This window comes from Sphingomicrobium marinum, from assembly GCF_026157105.1.
Lineage (GTDB): Bacteria > Pseudomonadota > Alphaproteobacteria > Sphingomonadales > Sphingomonadaceae > Sphingomicrobium > Sphingomicrobium marinum.
This window is the reverse complement of sequence record NZ_JANPVQ010000001.1, coordinates 67,702-90,795: the sequence shown is the minus strand read 5'-3', so window position 1 is coordinate 90,795 and position 23,094 is coordinate 67,702. Positions and strand designations below refer to the sequence as shown.

22 protein-coding genes are annotated in these 23,094 nt (G+C 63.4%); 10 read left to right on the top strand and 12 right to left on the bottom strand.

Annotated features, from left to right (window positions below):
• Positions 1–3: 3 nt before the first annotated feature.
• Positions 4–723 carry an alpha/beta fold hydrolase gene (locus tag NUX07_RS00470; RefSeq protein WP_265528052.1) on the bottom strand — a complete coding sequence of 240 codons (720 nt, stop codon included), beginning with the start codon at positions 721–723 and terminating at the stop codon, positions 4–6.
• Complete coding sequence (gene serS, locus NUX07_RS00465) at positions 710–1,972, bottom strand: serine--tRNA ligase (protein WP_265528051.1); 1,263 nt, start codon at positions 1,970–1,972, stop codon at positions 710–712. Before serS ends, NUX07_RS00470 begins: the two co-directional genes overlap by 14 nt.
• Before the next feature lie 85 nt (positions 1,973–2,057).
• Here serS and NUX07_RS00460 point away from each other — a divergent pair, with 85 nt between their 5' ends.
• Complete coding sequence (locus tag NUX07_RS00460; protein WP_265528050.1) at positions 2,058–3,038, top strand: DUF808 domain-containing protein; 981 nt, start codon at positions 2,058–2,060, stop codon at positions 3,036–3,038.
• Positions 3,039–3,398, top strand: coding sequence for a fluoride efflux transporter CrcB (crcB, locus tag NUX07_RS00455; RefSeq protein ID WP_265528049.1), 360 nt, complete (start codon positions 3,039–3,041; stop codon positions 3,396–3,398).
• Here the strand turns inward: crcB and NUX07_RS00450 are convergent.
• Together NUX07_RS00450 and NUX07_RS00445 are read right to left on the bottom strand one after the other, a co-directional pair.
• Positions 3,332–4,174: a phenylalanine 4-monooxygenase gene (locus NUX07_RS00450; RefSeq protein ID WP_265528048.1), complete on the bottom strand. Its 843-nt coding sequence runs from the start codon at positions 4,172–4,174 to the stop codon at positions 3,332–3,334. The two genes, crcB and NUX07_RS00450, sit on opposite strands and share 67 nt — an antisense overlap.
• Before the next feature lie 235 nt (positions 4,175–4,409).
• On the bottom strand, positions 4,410–4,661 hold the full coding sequence (locus NUX07_RS00445; RefSeq protein WP_265528047.1) for a 4a-hydroxytetrahydrobiopterin dehydratase: 252 nt from the start codon (positions 4,659–4,661) through the stop codon (positions 4,410–4,412).
• Between the two features lie 66 nt (positions 4,662–4,727).
• On the opposite strand from NUX07_RS00445, the gene pcaF reads away from it, so the two are divergent.
• Genes pcaF through NUX07_RS00430 form a run of 3 tightly spaced genes read left to right on the top strand, consistent with a single transcriptional unit; the run spans position 4,728 to position 7,539 of the window.
• Positions 4,728–5,930, top strand: coding sequence for a 3-oxoadipyl-CoA thiolase (gene pcaF, locus NUX07_RS00440; RefSeq protein WP_265528046.1), 1,203 nt, complete (start codon positions 4,728–4,730; stop codon positions 5,928–5,930).
• On the top strand, positions 5,930–6,367 hold the full coding sequence (gene paaD / locus NUX07_RS00435; RefSeq protein WP_265528045.1) for a 1,2-phenylacetyl-CoA epoxidase subunit PaaD: 438 nt from the start codon (positions 5,930–5,932) through the stop codon (positions 6,365–6,367). The genes pcaF and paaD overlap by 1 nt, the downstream gene beginning before the upstream one ends.
• Positions 6,367–7,539: a cation:proton antiporter gene (locus NUX07_RS00430; RefSeq protein WP_265528044.1), complete on the top strand. Its 1,173-nt coding sequence runs from the start codon at positions 6,367–6,369 to the stop codon at positions 7,537–7,539. Before paaD ends, NUX07_RS00430 begins: the two co-directional genes overlap by 1 nt.
• Here NUX07_RS00430 and NUX07_RS00425 read toward each other — a convergent pair.
• From NUX07_RS00425 to NUX07_RS00395, 7 genes are all read right to left on the bottom strand, one after another.
• Complete coding sequence (locus NUX07_RS00425; protein WP_265528043.1) at positions 7,536–8,525, bottom strand: chorismate synthase; 990 nt, start codon at positions 8,523–8,525, stop codon at positions 7,536–7,538. The genes NUX07_RS00430 and NUX07_RS00425 overlap by 4 nt on opposite strands.
• The gene (aroA, locus tag NUX07_RS00420) at positions 8,522–9,826 is read right to left on the bottom strand and encodes a 3-phosphoshikimate 1-carboxyvinyltransferase (protein WP_265528042.1); all 1,305 of its coding nucleotides are present in this window, start codon (positions 9,824–9,826) and stop codon (positions 8,522–8,524) included. The genes NUX07_RS00425 and aroA overlap by 4 nt, the downstream gene beginning before the upstream one ends.
• Entirely contained in the window at positions 9,823–10,986 is a 1,164-nt protein-coding gene (locus NUX07_RS00415; RefSeq protein ID WP_265528041.1) for a 3-deoxy-7-phosphoheptulonate synthase, read from the bottom strand. Before NUX07_RS00415 ends, aroA begins: the two co-directional genes overlap by 4 nt.
• Before the next feature lie 34 nt (positions 10,987–11,020).
• On the bottom strand, positions 11,021–11,521 hold the full coding sequence (locus NUX07_RS00410) for a DUF2721 domain-containing protein (protein ID WP_265528040.1): 501 nt from the start codon (positions 11,519–11,521) through the stop codon (positions 11,021–11,023).
• Between the two features lie 37 nt (positions 11,522–11,558).
• Positions 11,559–12,290, bottom strand: a complete 732-nt coding sequence (locus tag NUX07_RS00405; RefSeq protein WP_265528039.1) for a metallophosphoesterase family protein — start codon at positions 12,288–12,290, stop codon at positions 11,559–11,561.
• Positions 12,287–13,132, bottom strand: coding sequence for a diacylglycerol/lipid kinase family protein (locus NUX07_RS00400; protein WP_265528038.1), 846 nt, complete (start codon positions 13,130–13,132; stop codon positions 12,287–12,289). The genes NUX07_RS00405 and NUX07_RS00400 overlap by 4 nt, the downstream gene beginning before the upstream one ends.
• Positions 13,133–13,205: 73 nt before the next feature.
• On the bottom strand, positions 13,206–14,696 hold the full coding sequence (locus NUX07_RS00395) for a sugar MFS transporter (protein ID WP_265528037.1): 1,491 nt from the start codon (positions 14,694–14,696) through the stop codon (positions 13,206–13,208).
• A gap of 300 nt (positions 14,697–14,996) precedes the next feature.
• Here NUX07_RS00395 and NUX07_RS00390 point away from each other — a divergent pair, with 300 nt between their 5' ends.
• Genes NUX07_RS00390 through NUX07_RS00380 form a run of 3 tightly spaced genes read left to right on the top strand, consistent with a single transcriptional unit; the run spans position 14,997 to position 17,934 of the window.
• Positions 14,997–16,070 carry a sensor histidine kinase gene (locus tag NUX07_RS00390; RefSeq protein ID WP_265528036.1) on the top strand — a complete coding sequence of 358 codons (1,074 nt, stop codon included), beginning with the start codon at positions 14,997–14,999 and terminating at the stop codon, positions 16,068–16,070.
• Positions 16,067–17,143, top strand: coding sequence for a sensor histidine kinase (locus NUX07_RS00385; RefSeq protein ID WP_265528035.1), 1,077 nt, complete (start codon positions 16,067–16,069; stop codon positions 17,141–17,143). Before NUX07_RS00390 ends, NUX07_RS00385 begins: the two co-directional genes overlap by 4 nt.
• Positions 17,140–17,934 (top strand): LytR/AlgR family response regulator transcription factor, encoded by a 795-nt coding sequence (locus tag NUX07_RS00380; RefSeq protein WP_265528034.1) that lies wholly within the window; start codon positions 17,140–17,142, stop codon positions 17,932–17,934. The genes NUX07_RS00385 and NUX07_RS00380 overlap by 4 nt, the downstream gene beginning before the upstream one ends.
• Positions 17,935–18,156: 222 nt before the next feature.
• Here NUX07_RS00380 and NUX07_RS00375 read toward each other — a convergent pair whose 3' ends face one another.
• Positions 18,157–20,511: a glycoside hydrolase family 3 protein gene (locus NUX07_RS00375; protein WP_265528033.1), complete on the bottom strand. Its 2,355-nt coding sequence runs from the start codon at positions 20,509–20,511 to the stop codon at positions 18,157–18,159.
• A 338-nt stretch (positions 20,512–20,849) separates the two neighbouring features.
• Here NUX07_RS00375 and NUX07_RS00370 point away from each other — a divergent pair, with 338 nt between their 5' ends.
• Together NUX07_RS00370 and NUX07_RS00365 are read left to right on the top strand one after the other, a co-directional pair.
• The gene (locus tag NUX07_RS00370) at positions 20,850–21,881 is read left to right on the top strand and encodes a LacI family DNA-binding transcriptional regulator (protein ID WP_265528032.1); all 1,032 of its coding nucleotides are present in this window, start codon (positions 20,850–20,852) and stop codon (positions 21,879–21,881) included.
• Positions 21,878–23,080 carry an MFS transporter gene (locus NUX07_RS00365; RefSeq protein WP_265528031.1) on the top strand — a complete coding sequence of 401 codons (1,203 nt, stop codon included), beginning with the start codon at positions 21,878–21,880 and terminating at the stop codon, positions 23,078–23,080. Before NUX07_RS00370 ends, NUX07_RS00365 begins: the two co-directional genes overlap by 4 nt.
• Positions 23,081–23,094: the final 14 nt, after the last annotated feature.

The following is a 23,094-nucleotide window of genomic DNA, read 5'->3' as shown; positions in this document are numbered from 1 at the left end:
GGCTTATTTGTCGACGAACGTACGGATCTCGCGCACCACGCGTTTTAGCATGGGACGCGATTTGCCGATCCGCATATGACCACACGGCAGCATCACGACGCGGTCGCATTCGTCGCGCAAGCCGATTTGCGCGCGCTGGGCGACGAGGCCGTCCTTGGCCGCCACGATGCTCATCGTGGGGACAGGGGGCTTGTCGGGTATCTGCTCAACCGGCGGATCATCGACGCGGTGCCCGGCGACAAGCTCATATTCGCGCCACACGTTGTTGAGCTTGCGATGCCCTGAGAAGGGCGAGGCCAAAGTGACGATCGCACGCACTTTCTCGGGTCGCCGGCGCGCCAGTTCGCGCCCCATCACGCCGCCGAGGCTCCAGCCGACGACCAGCGCCCGCCGATCGCCGCGAATGGCGTCGAGCCGCGCTTCGAGATCATCGAGGATGCCTTCATAGGCGCCGTTGTTGCGCCCGTGCCCCCAACCATGCACCCGCCAGCCATCGCGCGCGAGGAAACGGCGCAGTTCGAGCGTCGTGCGGTCGCTCGACAGGAAACCGGGGATGACCAGGGCGGGGATGCCGTCTTCGGGTCCGCGCGGTCCCAGGTGGCCAATATGCCGTCCCATGCGCACGAGGTGGCTGGAAACATCGATGGCGCGCGCAAACAGGCTCGGAATGTCTTCGCCTTCGCCCTCCTTGAGGGCCGAGCGTCCGTCGTCAGAGATACTCATCGCCGCCCATGATCGCATGGATCGCAGGCGGAAGCTTCACTTTTCCCTCGGCCGTCTGATGATTTTCGAGGAACGGCACGAGGATGCGCGGGCTCGCCAGCGCGGTGTTGTTGAGCGTGTGCGCAAACACCGGCTTTCCGTCTTCGCCGCGATAGCGCAGGTTGGCGCGGCGAGCCTGCCAGTCGTGCAGTGTCGAACAGCTGTGCGTTTCGCGATACTTGCCAAGGCTGGGAACCCAGCTTTCGATGTCGTTCATGCGGAATTTGCCGAGCCCCATGTCGCCCGTCGAGGTCTCGATCACCTGGTAGGGGATCTCCATCGCCTGCAGCAGGCTTTCGGCTGCGGCGAGCAGCTTGGCGTGCCATTCGGCGCTGACCGCTTCGTCGGCTTCGCAAATCACATATTGTTCGACCTTGACGAACTGGTGAACGCGAAGGAGTCCGCGCACGTCGCGGCCAGCGCTCCCCGCTTCGCGGCGGAAGCATGGAGAATAGCCGGCGTAGAGAACAGGCAGCTGGTCGGCCTCGAGGATTTCGCCCGAGTGCAGCCCGGTGAGCGCCACCTCCGCGGTGCCGGCAAGGAACATTTCGTCCTTTTCCAGCTCGTAAGTCTCTTCGCGGTGGCCGGGAAACTGGCCCTGGCGGATGAAGGCGTCTTCGCGCGCGATTGCCGGTACGGTGATCGGATCGAACCCGTTGCCCATGATCGTTTCGAGCGCCCAGGCCATCAGCTTTTGTTCAAGCAAGGCCAGGCGGCCCTTGAGGCAGTAGGTGCGGCTGCCCGAGACCTGCACGATGCGCGACAGATCGGCCCAGCCATTCATCTCCATCAGCTCGACATGGTCGCGCGGCTCGAAATCGAACTCGGGCTTCTCGCCCTCAGTGCGGATGACGGTGTTGTAACTTTCATCAGGCCCGACCGGCGCGCCTTCCCATGGGATGCCCGGCATCTGCAGCATCATCGCCTTCAGCTCGGCCTGCTTGTCGGCGACCGCCTGTTCAAGCTCGCTGGCTTTGTTGCCCGCTTCTTTCGACCGGCGGCCAAGTTCGGCCTTTTCCTCGGGCGCCGCGTCCTTGAACTTGGCCGAAATCGCATTGCGCTCGGCGCGCAGCTCGTCGATCCGGGTCTTCGCCCCGCGCACCTCTTCTTCGAGCGCGAGGAAATGGTCGAGATCGAGATCGACATTCTTGGCGGCCATGGCCTTGCGGACGATGTCCGGATTGGCCTTGATGAAATCCGTTGCAAGCATGGCTGCTCCCTGCTCGAAAGACGCAGCGCTTGCAAGGGCGCGCGAACGCCCGCTAACGCAGACCTTCGCAACAGGGAGTGAGTGCATGCCATCGGGTCTAATTGCGTTACTTGACGATGTCGCGTTGATTGCGCGGACCGCGGCTGCTTCGGTGGACGACGTTGCTGCCGCCGCCGGGCGGGCGGGGAGCAAGACGGCGGGGGTCATCATCGACGACGCGGCTGTCACACCGCGCTACGTCACCGGGCTGGACCCCAGCCGCGAACTGCCGATCATCTGGAAGATCACCAAGGGTAGCTTCAAGAACAAGCTCATCTTCCTGCTGCCCGCCGCGCTTTTGCTCAGCCAGTTCGCGCCGTGGCTGATCTACCCCATCCTGATGCTGGGCGGCAGCTACCTCGCCTTCGAGGCGGTCGAGAAGATCCTCGAGGCAATCACCGGAGATCATCACGGCGAGGCAACCCTTGTTGCCGCGGATACCCCGGAAGAGTTGGAGGCGCGGCAGGTCTCCGGCGCGGTGCGCACCGATTTCATCCTGTCCGCCGAAATCATGGCAATCACCCTCAACGAGCTGACGGCGCAGGGCCTGATCGAGGGCATCTGGATGCAGGCGGGCGCGCTCGCCATCGTCGCGGTTGTCGTCACGGTAGTGGTGTATGGATCGGTCGGACTGATCGTGAAACTCGACGATATCGGGCTGCACCTGGCCAAGGGCGAGGGGGCCTCGGCGCGCTTCGGCCACGGCATGGTCGAGTTCGTTCCCAAATTGCTCAAGTTCCTATCGGTCGTCGGCACGGCGGCGATGCTGTGGGTCGGCGGCGCGATCATCCTCCACGGCTTCCACGAACTGCACTTCCTCGAATTCATCTATGACGCCGTGCATCACGCGTCCGAAAGCATCGGGCGGGGCAACGGCGTGATCGAATGGATCGTCAACACGCTGGGCGCGGCCATTGTCGGCTTTGTCTGGGGCTTCATCATCGTCCAGATCGTGACCCGCGTTTTCGGTCACCACCCGCTTCATGGCGGCGGCAGTCCGGTCAAGAAGGGCGAGGCGGCGCATTAGATGACGCATGCGCTGGCAGTCTTCCTCGGCGGCGGTATCGGTGCGGTGCTGCGCTGGTTGGTCGGCAAATGGACGCTGGCGGAATTCGGCACCGGCTTTCCCGTCGGCACCCTCGCGGTGAATGTCGCCGGATGCCTTGCGATCGGACTGGCGGTCGGCACGCTCGAAGGCGTCGGCCAGCCGGCCAAACTTTTTTTCGTTACCGGCCTGCTCGGCGGCTTTACCACCTTCAGTGCCTTCGGTCTCGACACGCTGACCCTGTGGGAGCGTGGCGAGACCGGCACGGCAGCGCTCTACGTGGCGCTGTCGCTCATACTGTCGCTGGGGGCTGCGGCAGCAGGTTTTCTGATCGGGCGGTAGGCGGCGAGCCGCATCAGCGCGGCCGTATCAAGCGATTCGAGTTGCGCCGCGACGTCATCAAGCGCGGAGCTGACGAAGTACATCGGCTGGAAATGATCGTTTTCGTAGGGCGTTGCTGCAGCCTCCTCCACCGTGAACAGCGGACGCGGCACGTCGTCCTCAAGACTACGCCTCGCTTCGCCAAAGCTCGAGGCAAGGCCGGCGCCAAGGATGCGGGTTTGCCCCCTTTCGCGCACCAGCCCGAATTCGACCGTGTACCAGTAGAGGCGGCTGATAATGTCGCCGTGTCCCGCAGCGCAGGCGGCAACGCCCAGGTTGCCCATCGCTTCCATCAGCCGCGCCATGGGCTGATAGGCGATCAGCGGCGCATGGCCGAAGATGTCGTGGAAGCAGTCGGGCTCTTCCAGATAGTCGAGATGGCGACCATCGCGGATGAAGTTACCTACCGGGAAACGCCTGTCGGCGAGCATGGCGAAAAATTCGGCATCGGGCACGATCCCCGCGACCGACACGCAGCGCCAGCCGGTCGCGGCTTCCATGCGATCCGATAGTCGGTCGAGCTCGGGGATGCCGGGCTCGTAAAGCCCGAGCCGTTTCCAACCGGTGAGAAAGGGCGACACGATCCGGCCTTCGAGCAACCGCACTTGTCGTTCGGTCAACCGATCCCAGGTGCGATGATCCGCCGGCGTGAAACGATGCCAGTCCTGCGCCACAAGATAGCGCTGCCAATCCGGGGTGGCGGTGGCATCGGCGGCACTGATCTTGGGTTCGAACATCTTCTCACTCCGGCTTTGGGCAATAAAAAACCCGCCTGGCTATTCGCGAGGCGGGCGGTGGTCGGTTACGTCTTCCCTTGAAGTCTAACTCGTCTCCACCGCACGCCTAATATAGGCATAAGCGTACGTCGGCGCGGCATAAGCGGCGCACGTCGGTACGAGGGCGAATTTGCGAGTCATTGCCTGCACCCTATGCAGATCGGGCGGTGAAGGAAAGGTGAATTTCTACGAACCGTCAGGCGACCAGGCCGTCGATCGTCGCCGCGAGCGATGCGTCCTTGTCGGTAAGGCCGCCCGAATCGTGGGTGGTCAGCGTCAGCGTCACCTTGTTCCAGACATTCTCGATTTCGGGGTGGTGGTCGGCCTTTTCGGCGGCGATCGCGACGCGAGTCAGAAAGGCGAAGGCTTCGGAAAAATCAGCGAATTCGAACCGACGCACAATAGCCTTGCCGTCCTCGCTCTTGGTCCAGCCTGCAGGGATATCCATATCGCACCTCCTTGATTTGGAACGGCCGTGCCGTCAGGACGCTCAACATATGAAGGAGAGATTTGGATGCGCGATGCTTTTATCTGCGATGCGATCCGCACACCCATCGGGCGCTATGGCGGCGGGCTGAGCCAGGTCCGCACCGACGACTTGGCTGCAATCCCCCTGGCGGCGCTGAAAGAACGCAATCCCGGGATCGACTGGGAGATGCTCGACGATGTCATCATGGGCGATGCCAATCAGGCGGGCGAGGATAACCGCAACGTGGCGCGCATGGCGGCATTGCTGGCGGGGCTGGGCGAAAGCGCGCCGGGCACCACGGTGAACCGGCTGTGCGGATCGGGCCTCGACACGCTGTCGATGGCGGCGCGGGCGATCAAGGCGGACGAGGCCGACCTCGTCATCGCAGCGGGCGTTGAAAGCATGACGCGCGCGCCCTTCGTGATGCCCAAGGCCGACAGCGCTTTCTCGCGTGCCAACGCGGTCTACGACACCTCGATCGGGTGGCGCTTCGTCAACAAGCGCATGAGGGAAGAATTCGGAATCGATTCGATGCCCGAGACGGCCGAGAACGTCGCCGCACAATATGGCGTGAGCCGCGAAGACCAGGACAGGTTCGCGCATGAAAGCCAGGTGCGTGCGGATCGCGCACAAAAGAGCGGGCGGCTGGCAAAGGAGATCGTCCCGATCACCATCCCGCAGCGCAAGGGCGACCCCAAGATCGTCGAGCACGACGAGCATCTGCGACTGTCGAGCCCTGAGGTGTTGGCCGGGCTGCGTCCCATCGTAAAGCCGGACGGCACGGTGACGGCGGGTAACGCCTCGGGCGTCAATGACGGCGCGGGCGCGATCATCGTGGCGAGCGAAGAGGCGGTGAAGCGTCACGGCCTCATCCCCAGGGCGCGCGTCCTTGGCGCGGCTGTTGCCGGGGTGCCGCCGCGCATCATGGGCATTGGGCCGGCACCCGCGTCGGCCAAGCTGATGGACCGGCTGGGGCTACATATCGACGACTTCGACGTGATCGAACTCAACGAAGCCTTTGCGGCGCAAGGGCTTGCGGTGCTGCGCGAACTCGGCGTGGCCGACGATGCCGAACATGTGAATCCCAATGGCGGCGCCATCGCGCTCGGCCATCCGCTCGGCATGAGCGGGACCCGGCTTGCGCTCACGGCGACGCAGGAATTGCACGAGCGCGGCGGCAAGCGTGCGCTGTGCACCATGTGCATCGGCGTCGGGCAAGGCATCGCGCTGGCGATCGAGCGGGTCTGATGGACCGCGCCGCCATCATGGACGTGCTGGCGGGCGTGCCCGATCCCGAGATCCCGGTGATCTCGGTGGTCGACCTGGGCATCGTGCGCGGCATCGAGGATGGCAAGGTGGTGATAACGCCGACCTATTCGGGGTGCCCCGCAACTGCGGCGATCGAGGCGGACGTGCGCGCCGCGCTGGACGCCAACGGATTTCGCGACGTGATGATCGAGACCCGCCTGTCGCCGCCATGGTCGACCGATTGGATCAGCGAGGAAGGCAAGGCCAAACTCAAGGCCTATGGCATCGCCCCGCCGCAGCGATCGGACGATGTCGAGTGTCCCAACTGTGGTTCGCTTGATACAAAAGAAATTAGCCGTTTTGGTTCAACGCCATGCAAAGCCCAGTGGCAGTGCAATAATTGTCTTGAACCATTCGACCGTTTCAAGTGTCATTGATGCCGGTCTCCGAACTGTTCCTCCTCGCCCTGCTGGTCATCTTCTTCGTGCCGTGGCTGGCATGGCGCATCCTGGGCGATCGCGTGGTGCCGCTGGTGGTCGTGCAGATCGTCGGCGGGATCCTGCTCGGACCCGGCATCGCAGGGGCTATAGCGCCCGAGGCCCATGCCGCCTTGTTCACGCCCGATGTGCTGCAATTGCTCACCGGCATCGCCTGGTGGGCGGTCATGCTGTTCGTCTTCGTGGCTGGTCTCGAGCTCGATCTGAAGCAGGCGTGGACCGCCAAGACCGATACCGCCGTTACGTCGGGCTTCGCGCTCGCAGTGCCATTCCTGCTGGGCACCGCGGCGGCATGGTGGCTAATGGCGGACCCGCGCTGGCTCGGCCCCAATGGGACGCCGCTTCAATTGAGCGTCGGTGTAGGCATGGCGTGCGCCGTCACCGCGCTGCCAATCCTCGTCCTTTTCCTCGAGCGGCTCGAATTGCTGCGCCGGCCGCTCGGCCAGCGCGTCCTGCGCTACGCCAGCCTCGATGACATTGCCGTCTGGGGGCTGTTGGCGCTGGTGCTGCTCGATACCGACAGGCTTGGCCGTCAGGGGCTGTTCCTGCTCGGCTTCATTGCGGCGGCGGTAGCGGCGCGCTGGTTGTTCGCGCGGCTGGGCGGCCGGGACCGCTGGCCGCTTTCCCTGGGGTGGCTGATCCTTGTCGCGCTCGCGGCCGATTGGTCGGGCTTGCATTTCATGGTCGGCGCGTTTCTTGCCGGCGCGGTGCTCGAAGCAAAATGGTTCGGGCATAAGAAAGTGGATGCCTTGCGCGACCGTGTGCTTCTCCTTCTCATGCCGGTTTTCTTTCTGTCGACGGGCTTGCGAACCAGCTGGGAAATGGGCGGCTGGGACGTCGTCCTGGTTGCTGCCGGGCTGCTGGTCGCGGCCGTGGCGGGCAAGCTGATCGGCGTGGGCATTGCGGGGCGCCTGCTCGGCTGGGCGAAGGGCGATGCGCGACTTGTTGGCTGGCTCCTCCAGACCAAGGCGCTGATCATGATCATCTTCGCCAACATCCTGCTGGATCGCGGCGTGATCAGCTCGACGGCCTTTACGGCGCTGTTGCTGATGGCGGTGGCGAGTACCGTGCTGACAATGCCGATGGCGCGGCGGGTGCTAGCGAAACTTTAGCCGCACTGCGCGCGGTGGAGCAGGAAATGGTCCGCCAGCACCAGCGCCATCATCGCTTCCATGACGGGGGCACCGCGGATGCCGACGCACGGATCATGGCGGCCCTTGGTGACCGCATCCTTGGGCTCGCCCGCCGCATTGATCGACGGCACGGGCTTGCGGATCGAACTGGTCGGCTTGAAGGCGGCGCGCACGACAATCGGCTGGCCGGTCGAAATGCCGCCCGCCGTGCCACCCGAATGGTTGGCACCATATTCGGGGCCGGGTCGCATCGGATCGGCATTTTCGCTGCCTTTGAGCGCCGCGGCGTTCATGCCCTCGCCAATTTCCACGCCTTTCACCGCGGGGATCGACATCATCGCGCCCGCCAGCGCGGCATCGAGCTTGCCGTAAACCGGTGCGCCCCATCCGGCGGGAACGCCGGTCGCAGTGCACTCGACCAGCGCGCCAAGGCTATCGCCGTCGCCGCGCGCATCGTCGAGCATCGCGTCCCACTTTGCGGCATCGGTCTCACCGCCGATGGCCACGACTTTCGCCATGATGGAGACATCGGGGATGATCAGCCGGGCAACCGCACCACCTGCAACGCGCATTGCCGTTTCGCGCGCGCTGGCGCGGCCGCCGCCGCGTGGATCGCGCAAACCGTATTTCGCGTCATAGCTATAATCGGCATGACCGGGCCGATAGGGGGCGTCGGCGGGATAATCCTTCGAGCGCGCGTCGACATTGTCGATGACCATCGCGATCGGCGTGCCGGTGGTCTTGCCTTCATAGACGCCGGACAGGATCCGGACACGGTCGGGTTCCTGGCGCGGCGACACGTTGCGCCCGGTGCCGGGGCGGCGCTTGTCGAGAAACGCCTGGATTGCCGCCTCATCGAGCGCAAGACCCGGCGGGCAACCTTCGAGCATGCAGCCGATCGCCGGTCCATGGCTTTCGCCCCAGGTCGACAGGCGCAGGAGATGGCCGAAGCTGTTGATGCTCATACGCCCTGTTCTAGCCGTGCGCCGAGCGATTGCATCAGCGAAATATAGTCTGGAAAACTGGTGGCGATGGGGCTCATGTCATCGATCCGCACGGGATTTTGCGCGCCGAGGCCAAGCGTCAGGAACGCCATTGCGATGCGGTGATCGTGATGCACCATGACCGTGCCGCCGCCGCGAACCTCACCTTTGCCGAGGACCCGCAGCGCGTCCTTTTCGGGAAAACAGCTGACGCCATTGGCGGCCAGTCCGGCAGCGACCGCGCCGAGGCGATCGCTTTCCTTGACGCGCAATTCCCCGATGCCCTCGAAATGGCTTTCGCCCTCGGCAAAGGCGGCGACGCAGGCCAGCAGCGGTAGCTCGTCGATCGTCGCGGGGACCTGTTCGGGCGTGACATGGATCGGCTGTAGCGGCGCCTGCGTCACCGTAATGTCGGCGACCGGCTCGCCCGATTGGATACGCTCATTGTCGAGCGTGATCCCCGCACCCATCCGCTCCAGCGCTTCGATGAAGCCGGTGCGCGTTGCATTGATGCATACACCGGGTGTCGTGACGCTGGCACCATCGATAATGGCGGCAGCAGCCCAGAGAAACGCAGCCGATGAAGGATCGGCAGGGACGACGATATCGGTAGCGGTGAGTTGACGCTGCTTGCCGAGCGAGACCGCCCACCCTGCCTCGAGCTGTTCGGCATCGCCTTCGACCCCGAACATGGCGAGCATGACTTCGCTATGATCGCGGCTGGGGTGAGGTTCGATCACTTGCACCGGGCTTTTGGTACGCAGCCCCGCCAGCAGGATCGCTGTCTTGACCTGCGCCGAGGCGACCGCGCTTTCATGATCGATCCCGCCGAGCTGTGCGCCGTGCAGGGTGACGGGCAGGGTGTCGCCGCCTTCGAATTTGGCGCCCATGCGCGTCAGCGGGCGGATGACCCGCTCCATCGGGCGCTTTGACAGAGACGCATCGCCCTTGAAGGTGGCGCGCAATCCGTCGAAGCCGGCGGCGGCCCCCATCAGCAGGCGGGCGGACGTTCCGCTATTACCGCAATCGATCTCGGTGCCCGGGCTTTGCCATTCAGCCCCGGTAACCGACCAATAGTCTTCGCCGCGTTCGATCGTCGCGCCGAAAGCTTCGACCGCAGCGGCGGTTGCCATCACGTCCTCGCTCGTCAGCAAACCCTTTATACGCGTCGTGCCGTCGGCGAGGCCGCCCAGAATCAGTGCGCGGTGGCTGATCGACTTGTCGCCGGGCACGGTCGCGGTGCCGCCGAAGCCGGGGCTGGGATGCGCACTTACGGGTTTCACGCCAGCAGCGTTCCGATTTGCTGCGCGATATGCAAGGCCTGCGTGCGATTGAGACGCGGGTCGCAGGCGGTGCGATAGGCCGGGTCGAGATCATCGACCCCAAGGCCAAGGCATTCGGTGACATCGTTGGGGCTCATCTCAAGATGCACACCGGCGGGCTTCACGCCGGCTTCTCGCGTCAGCGCAAAAAAGGCCTCCATGTCCCGCTGCACGGCCTCGACGCGGCGTGTCTTGCGTCCTTCATGTTTTTGCGTGTTGCCGTGCATCGGGTCGACGATCCAGTTTACGGCGCGGCCCTTGGTGACAGCCAGTAGCGATGGCAGTTCCTGTTCAATGCGATCGGCGCCAAAGCGGGCGATCAGCGTGAGGCGTCCGGGCGTATCGTCGGGATCGAGCCTGTCGCACATGGCGGCAAGTGCATCCGGCGTCAGGCCGGGGCCGCACTTGATCCCGATCGGATTGGCGATGCCCGACAGATATTCGACATGCGCGCCATCGACCTGCTGGGTGCGATATCCCAGCCAGAGAAAGTGCGCCGAGGTCGCCCACCAGCTGCCATCTGCGTCGCGGCGGGTCAGCGCTTCCTCGTATGGGAGCAGCAGGCCTTCGTGGCAGGTATAGATCGGTGCGCTGTCCTGGCGGATGACGCCCATCGTGGCGGCGGTGCCGACCGATTGGGCGTGGCCGCGCAGCATGCGCGCGGGATCAGGTGCCCGCGCCTCGGCACCGAACGACCGCGCGTTGATCATGTCGCCGCGATAGGCGGGATGCTCGACATCGCCCTGCCGCTCGATGAGCGTAGTGCGCGGCTTGGCAAACTGGCCGCCGATGCGCGCAATCCTGACAAGGTGTTCGCGATCGCCCAAGGCGTTCGCCATCGCGTCGAACAGGCCGGCCAGTCGGTCGACCCGATCGGCAACGCGATCGTCGAAATTCTCTGCGCAATCGCCGCCTTGCAGGACAAATCCGCGCTCGCGCACGCAGCCCAGCGCCCGCTTCAGCCGGGCAGCGTCCTCGATACGGATGACGGGCGCCGCAGCGCGCAATTTTGCTTCGACCTGCGCCAAGGCATCTGCATTGGGATAGGTCGGCAACTGCTCGGCAGGGCGGTGTCGCCAGGCAGCCGGGTGCCAGCTCTTCGGATCCTCGTCTCGCGCCATGAGGTTGCGGCCTAGCCCAAGGGGGTGCGCCCCGCTAGCCCTCTCGCTCCTCAAGCTGACTTTCGATCGCGCGCGACAAGGCGCGGCGTTCCTTGGCCGAAGCGGTGGCGATCTGCGTTTCGCGCATGAAGAAAATAAGCGAGCCGATCACCAGCACCATCGCGCCGACCCAGCAAATCGCGACCAAGGTGCCGATCGCGGGACGGATGAAGGCGCTGATAAACATCAAGGCGATAACCAGGCAAATGATGAGCGCTGCGACAGAGGAGAAATTGATCGCCAGCGACGCGAATTTCTGGCGGCGGCGCAGCGCGGCCAACTCTTCTTCGGCGCGATCCTCGGCGGTGCCGGATTCGATCGCATTGACCCGGTCGACGATCCAGATCAGCCGCACGTTCATGACGTTGAGCACCGCGCCGATGGCGGCGAGCAGGAAGACTGGTGCAAGACTGAGCTGCACCATCTGCTGCACCCGCGCGGTTTCGGAGGTGCGCGTAATGAGGTCTGAAGCCAGATTAGCGGTAATGTCGATCATGGCGCCGCTTTAGCGCGAGCGCACGCCGCTCGCCAGATCAGTCGTGTATGTGATGCACGACCTCGATGGTGTCAGGAGCCACCTTGATCTCGTTGTAGCTTGGGCGATGCCCGCGCAATCGGTCCGACAAGGTGCCTGCACCGATCAGCCGGATCGGGCGGCCGCCCGCGTCGACCACAAGGTCGAACGGAGTGTGGACGTGGCCGCTGAGCACCGCTTCGGCGCCCGCCTCGGCAATCGCGTGAAGCGCCTCGCGACCGCCGCGCGTCGATCCTTTCAGGTTATATTCCTCGGTGTCGATCAGCGGATGGTGGCAGGCCACCAGCTTGCGCTTGTTTTCGGGGGCCAGGCGCAGGCGACGCAGCGTCTTGTCGAGGCTGTCGTCGTTGACATTGCCGTGTGACCAGTTGAAGCGCCACTGCGCGCGTGCCGTGGTCTTCAAGGGAACGATGACGCAATTGTCGAGATCGATGTGCCGCTCGACCTTGTCTTTGAGCTTTTCCATCCGCTTGTAGGGCGTGAGGAAACGTTCGATCAGGTTGAAATAGGGCAGGTCGTGGTTGCCATATTTGATCGTCACCGGTGCGGGGAGGGCGTCGAGATATTCGGCGGCGGCTTCGAACTGGTGGGGAAGCGCCCGCTGCGTCACATCGCCGGTGACGACGATGCTGTCAGGTTCATGCAGTTCTGCCTGCAATGCGAACCAATCGAGCGCTTCGCGGTCTTCCGCGCCGAAATGCAAATCGGAAATGTGCAGCAGGCAGGTCATGGGGCCTCCGTGGTGAAGAAGGTGATGTGCGTCGTCTCGACGGAAAAATGCGCGGGCGAATCGAGCAAGCGCTCCTCGCCGTCGAACAGGGCGCGAATCGGATGATCGGATAGGAGAACGAGTTCTTCGTCGGTGCGCTCAACCGGCAGGCGCAAGTCGGTGAAGAGGCCGCGCAGCCACGCCCAGGCCATCCGGACGCTTGTGCCCCAGCCGCGCGAGCGGATGGCATCGATCTCCATTCCGGTGTCGCTCATCGGTTTGGCAAAGACCGCGCGATAGCGGCCCTCGGCGTTGCGGATACGGATCGACCGCCGCCACGTTAGCCGCCACGCGAAGCGAAGCGCGCGCCACGCGCGGCGAAGATCGGCGCTGCGCACGTTTTCGCGGACATGCACAAAACCGGCGACCGGTCCCGCGATAAGGCGGGCATAGCTGGCATGCCCCTGGCACGCGATAAAGGGCAGGGTCCGGGTGCGCGGCTTTTCAGCAACGGCGCGCAAGACCGTCTCGTGGTCGATGTCAGGATGGAGAATTTTGGGAACGAGGTTCATCGTACCGCCGGCCAACGGCAGGATGCGCCCGTTCCAATCGTCATAGTGGGCTGCGGCGCACGCAATGGTGCCATCGCCGCCCAGCGCCACCAGCGTATCGACCGACTGCGCTTCCAGCTCGGCTTGCGGCGGCAAGTCCTCATCAGGAAAGCGGATGCGCCCGACCAGCGTCCATCCCAGATCGTCGATCGTCTCGATGATGCGCGATAGCGCCGCATCATCGGTCGAGCGCGAGCCTTCATTGAAGAGTAGCCACACCCGCGAAGGTGGCGTCACGTCGTGGGTCGACATGGCAAAGGGGCTTCACGCGCAAACATGAAGCCCCAACACCTGAAACGGCAAAAAGCTGCCTGCGGGCGGTGCCCTAGGCGGGGCGCCGTGCGTAAAAGCCGAAGCCCGCGATGATCGCGTAACAGATCGCCGGCAACGTCAGTGCCATGGCGAGGCTGCCCGTCGCATCCGCGAGCACGCCGTAGAGCAGCGGGACCACCGCGCCGCCGAAGATGGCGACGTTGATGATGCCCGAACCGTCGGCAGCGCGCGCACCCAGCTTTTCGCAGGCGAGGCTGAAGATGGTCGGGAACATGATCGAGTTCATCAGGCCGCAGGCGAGCAGAGTGTAACCTGCAAGTTCGCCAGCGCTATTGGCCGAGATGGCTATGAGCGTAATGGCACCCAACGCATTGAAGGCGAGCAATTTGCCTGGGCTGACCACACGCATTAACGCTGAACCGATGAAACGACCGATCATGGCGCCGCCCCAATAAAGGCCGATCATCCATTCAACAGCATTGGGTTCGATGACTTTATCACTGCCGAAGAAATTCAAAACCGCCGTCACAAAGCCATTGAGAGATGCAGTCAATGGGCCACCGTTGGCCATGACACCTTCCAAGAGAAGGTAGTTAATGATGATCGATCCGATCGCCACTTCTGCTCCCACATAAAGAAAGATGCATAGCGCACCAAAGCTGAAGCGACGTCGCCTCAGCAGTTCATTGTCGCGGAGCCAAACGACAGGGGCTGCCAGAATGACCAGCACGCCGAGCAGGCCATTCACGTAGATCGCCAACCCGGCGCCTGTAATCGCTAACGCCAGTCCGATGACGTAGCGGTTGTTAGAAACCAGTTCGCTGCCGCCCATACTTGCGGCATCGTGCGGTAGGCGGTTGCGGAAGGACCACACTGCTGTAGCCACGATGCCGATCAGCACGGCGAGACCCAGATAGCCCTGCCAGATGGCCTTGCTCTCGGCCTGGCGATATTCGGTGAGCGCCTGGCCGGTGAGTTCGGCCGCGCTGGTATCGGCAAGGCTGCCGAGGATCACCGCCGCGCCTACAATCGGGAAAACCGTGGTGCCGAGCGAGTTGAACGCCTGCGCAAAGGTAAGGCGGCTATGCGCCGTTTGTGGCGGGCCAAGCAGCGAAATCAGCGGATTGGCCACGACCTGCACGATCACCACGCCCGAAGCCAGAATGAACAAAGCGCCGAGGAATAGCGCATATGTCGCGGTTTGCGACGCCGGGATGAAGATCAGGCAGCCCAAAATCATCAGGCACAGCCCGGCCACCGCACCGCGCATATAGCCGATCTTCTTGACCAGCTTGGCGCCCGGAATGCCGATCAGCAGGTAGGCGGCGAAGAAGCAGAACTGCACCAGCATGGCCTGCGTATAGTTGAGCGTGAACAGCTCTTTCAGCTTGGGAATGATGACATCGTTCAGGCTGGTGATGCCGCCGAAGATGAAGAACAAGCCAAAGACAAAATATTGCAGGCCAGGTGCATTCACCCCCTGCCCCTCGTCGATCGCGGGACGCGGATCGGTGCTGCTGCTTACTTCGGGCGCGATTGCCATAGAAAACTCCCCCCGACGGATTGGATATCGTCAACTGCTGCTCATGTTTGTGAACGATCACAAAGCACTCGTCCATAGCGATTTATCGACGACGCCGGACGGCAGCGCAATGCAGCATTTCAATGCTGCCCGGATCGTCTGCGACAGAATTCGTTTCGACCTGAAATGACCCGTTGAGAGCGAACCATCGGCAAAAGCCTGCCTTTCGGCGTATTGAAGTTGTTGCCCGGCCAAGTCTGGTAAACCTTTTTCCGCAACTTTCGGCCGGTAGGATTATGCTACAGGGAATACGAAGATAGGATGATTTCTGCAGCACCCTACAAGGCGGGAGACCGCTGGCACCTGCGCCGCGCCGCGATCGTCATTACCTTTTTCTTTCTCGCCTTCGAGGAAGCGATCTGGTGGGGCCGCGCCGCCTTGTTCGAACAATATGCCTACAAGTTCGAATGGTTCTTCTTCATCCGCTCCAACCTGGCCAGCATCGGTTGCTGCGCCGCGCTCTACGCCATTTTCGAATATTTCCAGAACCGGCGTTTCTGGCAGCTAGCCGCAATTGTCGCCGTCCTCTCGCTGCTATTTGGTTGGCTGCGCATGTATATCGGCGCGCGGTTCGCCATCGCCGATGGCTATACCGATGTGGAGACCGGGTTCCTTGCCCTGATGTCGGCCTGGTGGTTCCATTTTTTCCTGGCGTGGAGCGCGGTGATCGTCGCGCTGCTTTATTCCGAGCGCATCCGGCGCGAGCGGCGCGCCACGGGTACCGCACGCCGCGGCGCCCATGATGCGCAGATGCGCGCGGTGCGCTACCGGCTCAATCCGCATTTCTTGTTCAACACGCTCAATTCGATCGGCACGCTGATCCTCGAACGAAGGGGCGAGGCAGCCGAGGGGCTGATCGGAAGGTTCTCCGCTTTCCTGCGTGCCAGCCTGAAGGCCGATCCTTATGCCGATCATACGCTCTACGCCGAATTCGAGCAGCTGCGACAATATCTTGGGATAGAGCAAACCCGCTTTCCCGATCGCCTCCGTGTCAATGTGGACCTGCCCGCCGAATATGAGGACGCGCTGGTCCCGCCCTTCCTGCTCCAGCCCTTGCTTGAGGATGCAATCCAGCTGGGTGTCGCCCCGGTGGCAGGTGAAACTCATCTCGATCTTTCCGCCGAGGTCGTCGACCAGGTCTTGCGTCTCAAGCTGGTTGAGCGTCACGCGCAGCCGATGCCCAATCTTGAACGGCGCGCCTCGCGCATTGTCGGCGAACGGCTGGCGGAACGCTTCGGCGATCGCGCCTCGATCGACGTCGATCGCGCTGAGGACCGGCTGACCATATTGGTGCGTCTCCCGGCGGTCATGGGCGGCAAGGGGATTGCCGCATGATGGACCTTTCGCGCGACGAGCGCCGCCAACTACGCCGCTGGGCATTGACCCTCAGCGTGCTGCTGTGGCTGGGCGAGATTATCTATCTGGAGCTGCGACTGCAATTTGTCGGCAGCGCTGACGATGCCGAGTTCAGCTGGGCGCTGCTCCAGGTCATGCGGCTGGTCTGGGCCAGCAGCGCCATTGCCATCGGCGCGCTGGTGTACCTCGTGATCGAACGCTGCCTCGAACGCCCGTTCTGGCAAATCGCGCTGATGCTTTTTGCGATGGTAATCGCGGTGGGGACGATCCACAGTCTGGCCAATCGCTGGGCCTTCGATCTTGCCTTTGCCGAAGTCACCAAGGGGCCCGAAGTCTACATGACGGTCGCCTACTGGCTGCACCTGCAGCTGGCCTGGGCGGCGCTGATTCTCGCTTTGCTCTACTCGGTCAGGGTGCGGCGCGAGCAGTTGGGGCGCGCGCAGGCGCAGGCCAAGGCACAGCGCGCGGAAATCCAGGCGCTGCGCTACCAGGTCAATCCGCACTTCCTGTTCAACACGCTCAACAGCGTATCCACGCTGGTGCTCGACGAACGCGGTGAGGAAGCCGAATCGATGCTGCGCCGCTTGTCGGATTTTCTGCGCGGTGGACTGTCGGCGGATCCGCTCGAGGATATCCCGCTCGAGGAAGAGGTTGCGCAGCAACTCGTCTACCTCGATATCGAACGCTCGCGCTTTGGCGAGCGCATCCATGTCGAGACCGATATCGATCCGGTGTTGGCCGGTGAACGGGTGCCGAGCTTCATTCTCCAACCCCTCGTCGAAAATGCAGTGAAGTACGCAGTTGCGCGCTCGACGGGCCCGGTGACGGTGCGGATAGAAGCCAAGGATATGGGGAACCGTTTCCGTCTTGCGGTCACCGATGACGGTGACATCGGGATCAAGCCTTCTGCCGGGACCGGCACCGGGCTGCGCAATGTCCGCGAACGGCTGCAGGCGCGCTACGGTGACGATTTCGACTTCGATGCAGGTCCGTTGAGCGCCGGTGGTTACCGCGTCGAATTGACCCTGCCCCGACAGGCGATGCCGACATGACGCTGCGCACCCTAATCGCGGATGACGAACCGCTGGCGCAGCGGCGGCTGGTGATCGCGCTCAACAAGCTCGACGATATCGACCTCGTCGGTACGGCCGATGATGGCGAACAGGCGCTGGAAGCGATTGCTGCGCTCAAGCCCGATCTGTTGCTGCTCGACGTCATGATGCCCGGCATGAACGGGTTCGAGCTCTTGAAGGCTTTGGAAGTCGAAGATCCGCCGGCGGTGATCTTCGTCACCGCGTTCGACAATTATGCCGTCGACGCATTCAACGAAGGCGCTCTCGATTATGTGCTCAAACCAGTCGATGAAACGCGCCTTTGCAAAGCCATCGACCGGGCGCGCGATCGGCGGCGAACATTGAAGGCCGAGGCTCGGGTCGAGCAATTGCGCGATGTCGTGGCCCGGCTGGACCAAGCGCGCGCCGACGATTTGCAAAGCCCGTATGACCAGGATTTGTGGATCAACAGCCGCGGTTCGGTGGTGCGCGTCCCGGTCAAGGACGTGCGCTGTTTCAGGGCGGCGGGGGACTATGTCAGCGTGCAGACCGGTACAGCCAAGCACCTGGCCGACGATACGATTACCTCGCTCGACGACCGGCTCGATCCCGACCAGTTCCTGCGGGTCCACCGTTCGAGTATCGTCAATCTATCGTCCGTCCGGGCGATCGAACGCGAGAAATTTGGCGCGGTCGTGCTGGTTCTCGACGACGACACGCGTATCCGCGTGAGCAAATCCTATAAAAAGCAGACCTTACAGCGACTTACACATAAGGGGTCAGCCGCCTGAAGGCGCTGATGTGTCGTTCGCCGAAGCCCGACAGCCAGTCACCGACCGCCCACTCGCCAATCCAAGCGAGATCCCCCACTATGGCGTCGCGGCCATGGAAGGCCGCGATGAAGCGGGATGAACTGCGGTTTCGGTAGCGGTTTCTGAGAGCCCCGCAAGCTCCGATGCCACACCATCCGGGTCGCTCCAGCGCGCCTTCCATGGTCCCCCGCGACTAGCCTATCAGAACGAGCACTCGGTCCCTTCGGGGAGGTCCTGGCGGGTAATGCTCGATACCTTGATCGACATCGGTGCGACCGAACGGATCATGATCGAATCGCCCAGCCCCGGCGCGCACGCATCGGTAATGATCATTTCGCGCCAGCCCTTGCCAGCGCCCAGTTGCAGCTGGCGCATGATATCGAATTCGTTGTTGCCGACCATCATGAGGACCGGTCCAGCCGGCTGCGCATCGAGCGAATATTCGATGCGATAGGCGCCGCCGCCCATCGTGTCGGAGGACAGGGTGATGCGCGCATCGGGCGCGAAGATGATTTCGCGCGCGTCTTCCTGGCGGTTGCGGTCGATGCCGCGCGCCACAATGCCGACCGCTTCGCCGCGAAGATTGGGCAGGGTGCGCCCACCCGCGCTTGCGGTGATGCCGTCGGACAGGCGGCCATTGACGAACCAGTCGGCTACGGGGGTTGCGTCCAGCAGGCCGCACTCCTCGCTCAACGTGCCGAGCGAGGTCGGCATGCCCTGGCTGTTACCATATCCGACATTGAACAGCGCGCCATCGGGTCCGTTGACCGGGGCGCCGCCGCAATTGGCGGGCCAGCTGAACGACAGGCGTCCCGTTGATTCGCGCGAACCGTAAAGAATGTCGGCAACACCCGCGCCTTCGCTGCCGGGCAACCACGACGCGATAAAGGCGTCGGACGCGTTGATCTCGCGGTTCATCCACATCGGCCGACCGCTCAGGAATATGGCGATCGCCGGAACGTCCTCGGCTTCAAAATTGCGTAGTAGCTCGAGCCCTTCGGTGTCGGCGAGGATGGCGTTTTTCCGGTCGCCGGCAAACTCCGCATAGGGCTCTTCCCCGAAGACGACGATCGCCACATCGGGCTTGTCGTCATAGCTGCCGTCGATCGACAGCGCGGCGCTGCCGCCGCTGGCGGCCGCAGCCTGCTCGATTCCAGACCAGATGGAGGTTGCGCCCGGGAACATGTCGTTGCCCAGTTCAAGACCACCCTGCCATGTCAGCGTCCAACCGCCCGCAGCCTGCGCGATGCTGTCAGCGGCCGAGCCCGCGACGAGAATGCTGGCGCCCGCCTTGATCGGGAGCACGCCGTTATTCTTCAACAGCACCTGGCTCTTGGCGACGGCTTCACGCGCCACCGCACGGTGCGGGGCGTAGCCGAGCTTGTCGAACTCGCCCGCATTGGGCCGCGCCGACGGCTTGAGCGCATCATCATCGAGCAATCCGGCGCGCATTTTCACGCGGAGCACGCGCGTCACGGCTTCATCGACGCGTTCCATCGTAATGGTGCCGTCGCCAACCTGCGCGATCAGCGTGTCCATCAGCCCCTTCCAGTCATCGGGCACCATGTAGATGTCGAGCCCGGCCAGTAGCGACTGGGCGCAATCGGTTACGGTGCAGCCGGCGACCTGCCCATGACCGTTCCAGTCGCCAACGACGAGGCCGTCAAAGCCCAGTTCGCCGCGCAGCACGTCGGTCAGCAACGCCTTGTTGCCGTGCATTTTCTTGCCATTGATTGAATTGAAGCTGGCCATGATGGTTTCAACGCCCGCTTCGATTGCGGCGGGGTAGGGCGTGATGTGGATCTTGGCGAGCTCGGTCAGATCGCCATTCACGTCGCCCTGGTCGACACCTTGGTCGGTGCCGCCGTCGCCGAAGAAGTGCTTGGCCGTCGCGATGACGCGGCCCTGGCCCAGATAGTCGTCGGCGCCATTCTTGCCCTGGAGCCCTTCGACCAACGCGGCGCCCATCTTTGCGACAATGGCCGGGTCTTCCGAATAGCTTTCATAGGTGCGGCCCCAGCGATCGTCGCGGGCGACTGCCACCGTGGGCGAGAAATTCCAGTCGATACCGGTGACTTCGATTTCGGTCGCAGTCGCCGCCCCGATACGACGCACGAGATCGGCATCGCCCGTCGCGCCAAGGCCGATATTGTGCGGGAAGATCGTAGCGCCGATGACATTGGTGTGGCCGTGCACTGCATCGGTGCCCCACATGACCGGGATGACGGGCTCGTTGCCCGGCAGCGGCCGGGTCGAAGCGTCCCACATTTCATCGGCGAGCTTGAGCCATTCGGGTCCGGGCGCAAATTCATCGCCATAGGGGCCGCCATTGCCGCCATTGAGGTAGCTACCGAACCGATAGCGCTCCATGTCCTTGGCGGTGAAACTGTTGATTTGCGGCTGGATGAGCTGGGCGATCTTCCGTTCCAGGCTCATGCGCGAAACCATGTCAGCGATACGCTCTTCATCGCTCATGGCGGGGGCGGTTGCGACGCTGTCCGATGCCTGCTCGACCGGCACCGTGTTGGCGCCACAAGCGGCCACACTGATGGCCAAGATGCTGGGAACCCAACGCTTCACAATCGCTCTCCAAGTTGCGGGCGCTGGATCGGGTGCGCCTCTTTGATTCGGTTTTGGGGATATTGGCCGAAGCCGGCAGCGCCGACTCCGGCCATTCCCCCGTTTAAGCCGCACACGAAGGGTCACATGCGACTTGCCAAGTTCAGGCGGCGGCAAACCCCCCTGCCGGATGACATGGCGGGTACGGACGGCCCGCTGGGTCAACGCCTGAAAGTCCTGCATAGCCAAAAAAGTGAACGTTCACAATTGTGAAAAAACTGGCATAATGATCCGAAGTTTGAGAGAGCTTGGGTCGGGGTAGCATGAACAAGCCGATGACCATTACGATCGAGGATGTGGCGCGCGCCGCAGGGGTGTCGCGCCAGACCGTATCGCGCGTCATCAACCGCAAGCCGGGCGTCAAACCCGCGGTGCGCGAACGCATCGAGACCGCGATCGCCGAGCTGGGCTACGTGCCCAACCTGGCAGCGCGCCGCATGGGAGGCGCGCGCTCCTTTCTCATCATGGCGATCAACGACCGGGCCCGCACGATCGAGAACTGGACGGCGGGGCGCGGCAACGACTGGGTCGACCAGATGCTACACGGGGGCATGCTCGCCTGCGAAGAGCATGGCTACCATATGCTGTTCGAGCTGGTGGACACCCAGCATGACGAGGCGGTGCGCCAGGTCGGGCGGATCCTCACCAGCCTCCAACCGGATGGTATCATCCTGACCCAGCCGCATAGCGAAAATGCCAAGCTTGCGCAGATGCTGCGCGAGCGCGGCCGTCCCTTCGCGCGAATCGCACTCCCCAACCCCGACATTCCGTCGCTGTCGGTGCATTTTGACGACGCTGCGGCCGCCCGCGCCTGTGTCGATCACCTCCGCGATTACGGTCATGAGCGCATCGCGTTCCTCGCCGGTAACAGTACCTATCAAGGCAGTGTGAACCGCCGCGAGGGCTTCGCCGAGGCCATGAACGAGGCGGGTCTCGAACCCATTATCGGGGAATGCGATTTCTCGTTCGACAAGGCAGCCGATTTTGCGCGGTCACTGCTGGGCGGCGATGGCGCGCCGACCGCATTTGTCGCCGAAAACGATGAAATGGCGTTCGCCGTGCTCAACGTTGCGGACGCGCTTGGCTACAAGGTGCCAGATCAGGTTTCGCTGATCAGTTTCGAAGACACGCCAGGGGCACGCTTCTCGGTACCGCCGCTGACGGCTATCCGCCAACCGACCGCCGCGATGATCGGGCGGGCGTGCGAAGTGCTGATCGAGGCGACCGGCAAGACCGAGGTGGAGGGCAACTACGTGCTACCCTTCGAGCTTCGGGTCCGCCAGACGACGGGGCCGGCGCCGCGGTGACAGGCCGCTTCGGCCCGCTGTACATCACCGCCAATTTCGGCGCGCACGTTGCCTTCATGCCGCTTCTCGTCCTGCTGTTGCCGCGGCGAGTCGAGGCTATCGCGCCCGACCAGCCGATCATCTTGCTAAGCCAGTTGCTGCTGGTGGGCGGGCTGACCGCGAGTATCGCGAATATCGTTTTCGGGGCCCTTTCGGATCGATGGCTCGCGCGTTTTGGCAACCGTCGCGGGCCGATTGCGATCGGCCTCGCCTTCCTGCTGGGCGCCTACGCTTATTTCGCCGGAGCATACACGCCCGGCGCGCTTTTTCTCGCCGTCATCCTTTTCCAGCTGAGCCTCAACATCATGTTCGCGCCATTGGGCGCGCTACTCGCCGACCATATCCCCGACAGGCGCAAGGGTTGGATCGCGGGCTGGCTCAACATGGGGCTGCCATTATCGGGACTCGTGATCACCGGACTCGGCGAATTTAGCGCGAGTGATGCCGCATGGTCCTTCGGCTTCGTTGCGCTGCTGATTGCCGCGACCGTCATCCCGCTGATCATCGCCTGGCCGCGCGGTCTGGAACTGCTCGCCAAGCCTGTCGAAGCGGTGGTGGAGGCGGCGCTGTCACGACGCGACTTCGCTTTCGCCTGGATTGCGCGACTTTGTATACAGTCGGGCGCGGCCGTCATCCTGTCCTACCTCTATCTTTACGTCGATTCAGTCGCGCGCAACGCGGCAGGCTTTACCGCCGACAATGCGTCGGGCGGCGTCGCGCTGCTCAGCCTGCTTGCCACTATCTTCTCGCTGGCCGCCGGGATCCTCGCGGGGCGGTGGAGCGATCATAAGGGTTCGCGCAAGCATCCGCTCATCTTCTCAGCCCTGCTCGCGGCGCTCGCCTTCGGCCTGCTTGCATGGGGCAGTGACTGGCGTGTTATCCTGGCCGCCTATTCGCTCTTCACGATCGCGCTGACCGCTTTCCTGTCGGTCGACAGCGCGCTGGTGGCGCAACTGGTTGCCGGGCATCCGCGGCGCGCCACTTTCCTCGGCCTGATGAACCTGACCAACACGCTCCCTGCGATCATCGCTCCGGGTCTGGCGCTGTTTCTCGCGAGCGTGCAGCCAGGCGGCGATACGCTGCGGCTCCTCTTGGCCTTTGCTGCCGGCGGCGCGCTGATTGCCGCGCTATCCGTGGGCGCCATTCGCACGATCCGGTAACACAAAAGGAAAGG

Bases quoted from the DNA above. Each gene is read 5' to 3' on its own strand.
- NUX07_RS00470 (WP_265528052.1), bottom strand. From the start codon at position 723: ATGAGTATCTCTGACGACGGACGCTCGGCCCTCAAGGAGGGCGAAGGC.
- serS (WP_265528051.1), bottom strand. From the start codon at position 1,972: ATGCTTGCAACGGATTTCATCAAGGCCAATCCGGACATCGTCCGCAAG.
- NUX07_RS00460 (WP_265528050.1), top strand. From the start codon at position 2,058: ATGCCATCGGGTCTAATTGCGTTACTTGACGATGTCGCGTTGATTGCG.
- crcB (WP_265528049.1), top strand. From the start codon at position 3,039: ATGACGCATGCGCTGGCAGTCTTCCTCGGCGGCGGTATCGGTGCGGTG.
- NUX07_RS00450 (WP_265528048.1), bottom strand. From the start codon at position 4,174: ATGTTCGAACCCAAGATCAGTGCCGCCGATGCCACCGCCACCCCGGAT.
- NUX07_RS00445 (WP_265528047.1), bottom strand. From the start codon at position 4,661: ATGGATATCCCTGCAGGCTGGACCAAGAGCGAGGACGGCAAGGCTATT.
- pcaF (WP_265528046.1), top strand. From the start codon at position 4,728: ATGCGCGATGCTTTTATCTGCGATGCGATCCGCACACCCATCGGGCGC.
- paaD (WP_265528045.1), top strand. From the start codon at position 5,930: ATGGACCGCGCCGCCATCATGGACGTGCTGGCGGGCGTGCCCGATCCC.
- NUX07_RS00430 (WP_265528044.1), top strand. From the start codon at position 6,367: ATGCCGGTCTCCGAACTGTTCCTCCTCGCCCTGCTGGTCATCTTCTTC.
- NUX07_RS00425 (WP_265528043.1), bottom strand. From the start codon at position 8,525: ATGAGCATCAACAGCTTCGGCCATCTCCTGCGCCTGTCGACCTGGGGC.
- NUX07_RS00415 (WP_265528041.1), bottom strand. From the start codon at position 10,986: ATGGCGCGAGACGAGGATCCGAAGAGCTGGCACCCGGCTGCCTGGCGA.
- NUX07_RS00410 (WP_265528040.1), bottom strand. From the start codon at position 11,521: ATGATCGACATTACCGCTAATCTGGCTTCAGACCTCATTACGCGCACC.
- NUX07_RS00405 (WP_265528039.1), bottom strand. From the start codon at position 12,290: ATGACCTGCCTGCTGCACATTTCCGATTTGCATTTCGGCGCGGAAGAC.
- NUX07_RS00400 (WP_265528038.1), bottom strand. From the start codon at position 13,132: ATGTCGACCCACGACGTGACGCCACCTTCGCGGGTGTGGCTACTCTTC.
- NUX07_RS00395 (WP_265528037.1), bottom strand. From the start codon at position 14,696: ATGGCAATCGCGCCCGAAGTAAGCAGCAGCACCGATCCGCGTCCCGCG.
- NUX07_RS00390 (WP_265528036.1), top strand. From the start codon at position 14,997: ATGATTTCTGCAGCACCCTACAAGGCGGGAGACCGCTGGCACCTGCGC.
- NUX07_RS00385 (WP_265528035.1), top strand. From the start codon at position 16,067: ATGATGGACCTTTCGCGCGACGAGCGCCGCCAACTACGCCGCTGGGCA.
- NUX07_RS00380 (WP_265528034.1), top strand. From the start codon at position 17,140: ATGACGCTGCGCACCCTAATCGCGGATGACGAACCGCTGGCGCAGCGG.
- NUX07_RS00370 (WP_265528032.1), top strand. From the start codon at position 20,850: ATGACCATTACGATCGAGGATGTGGCGCGCGCCGCAGGGGTGTCGCGC.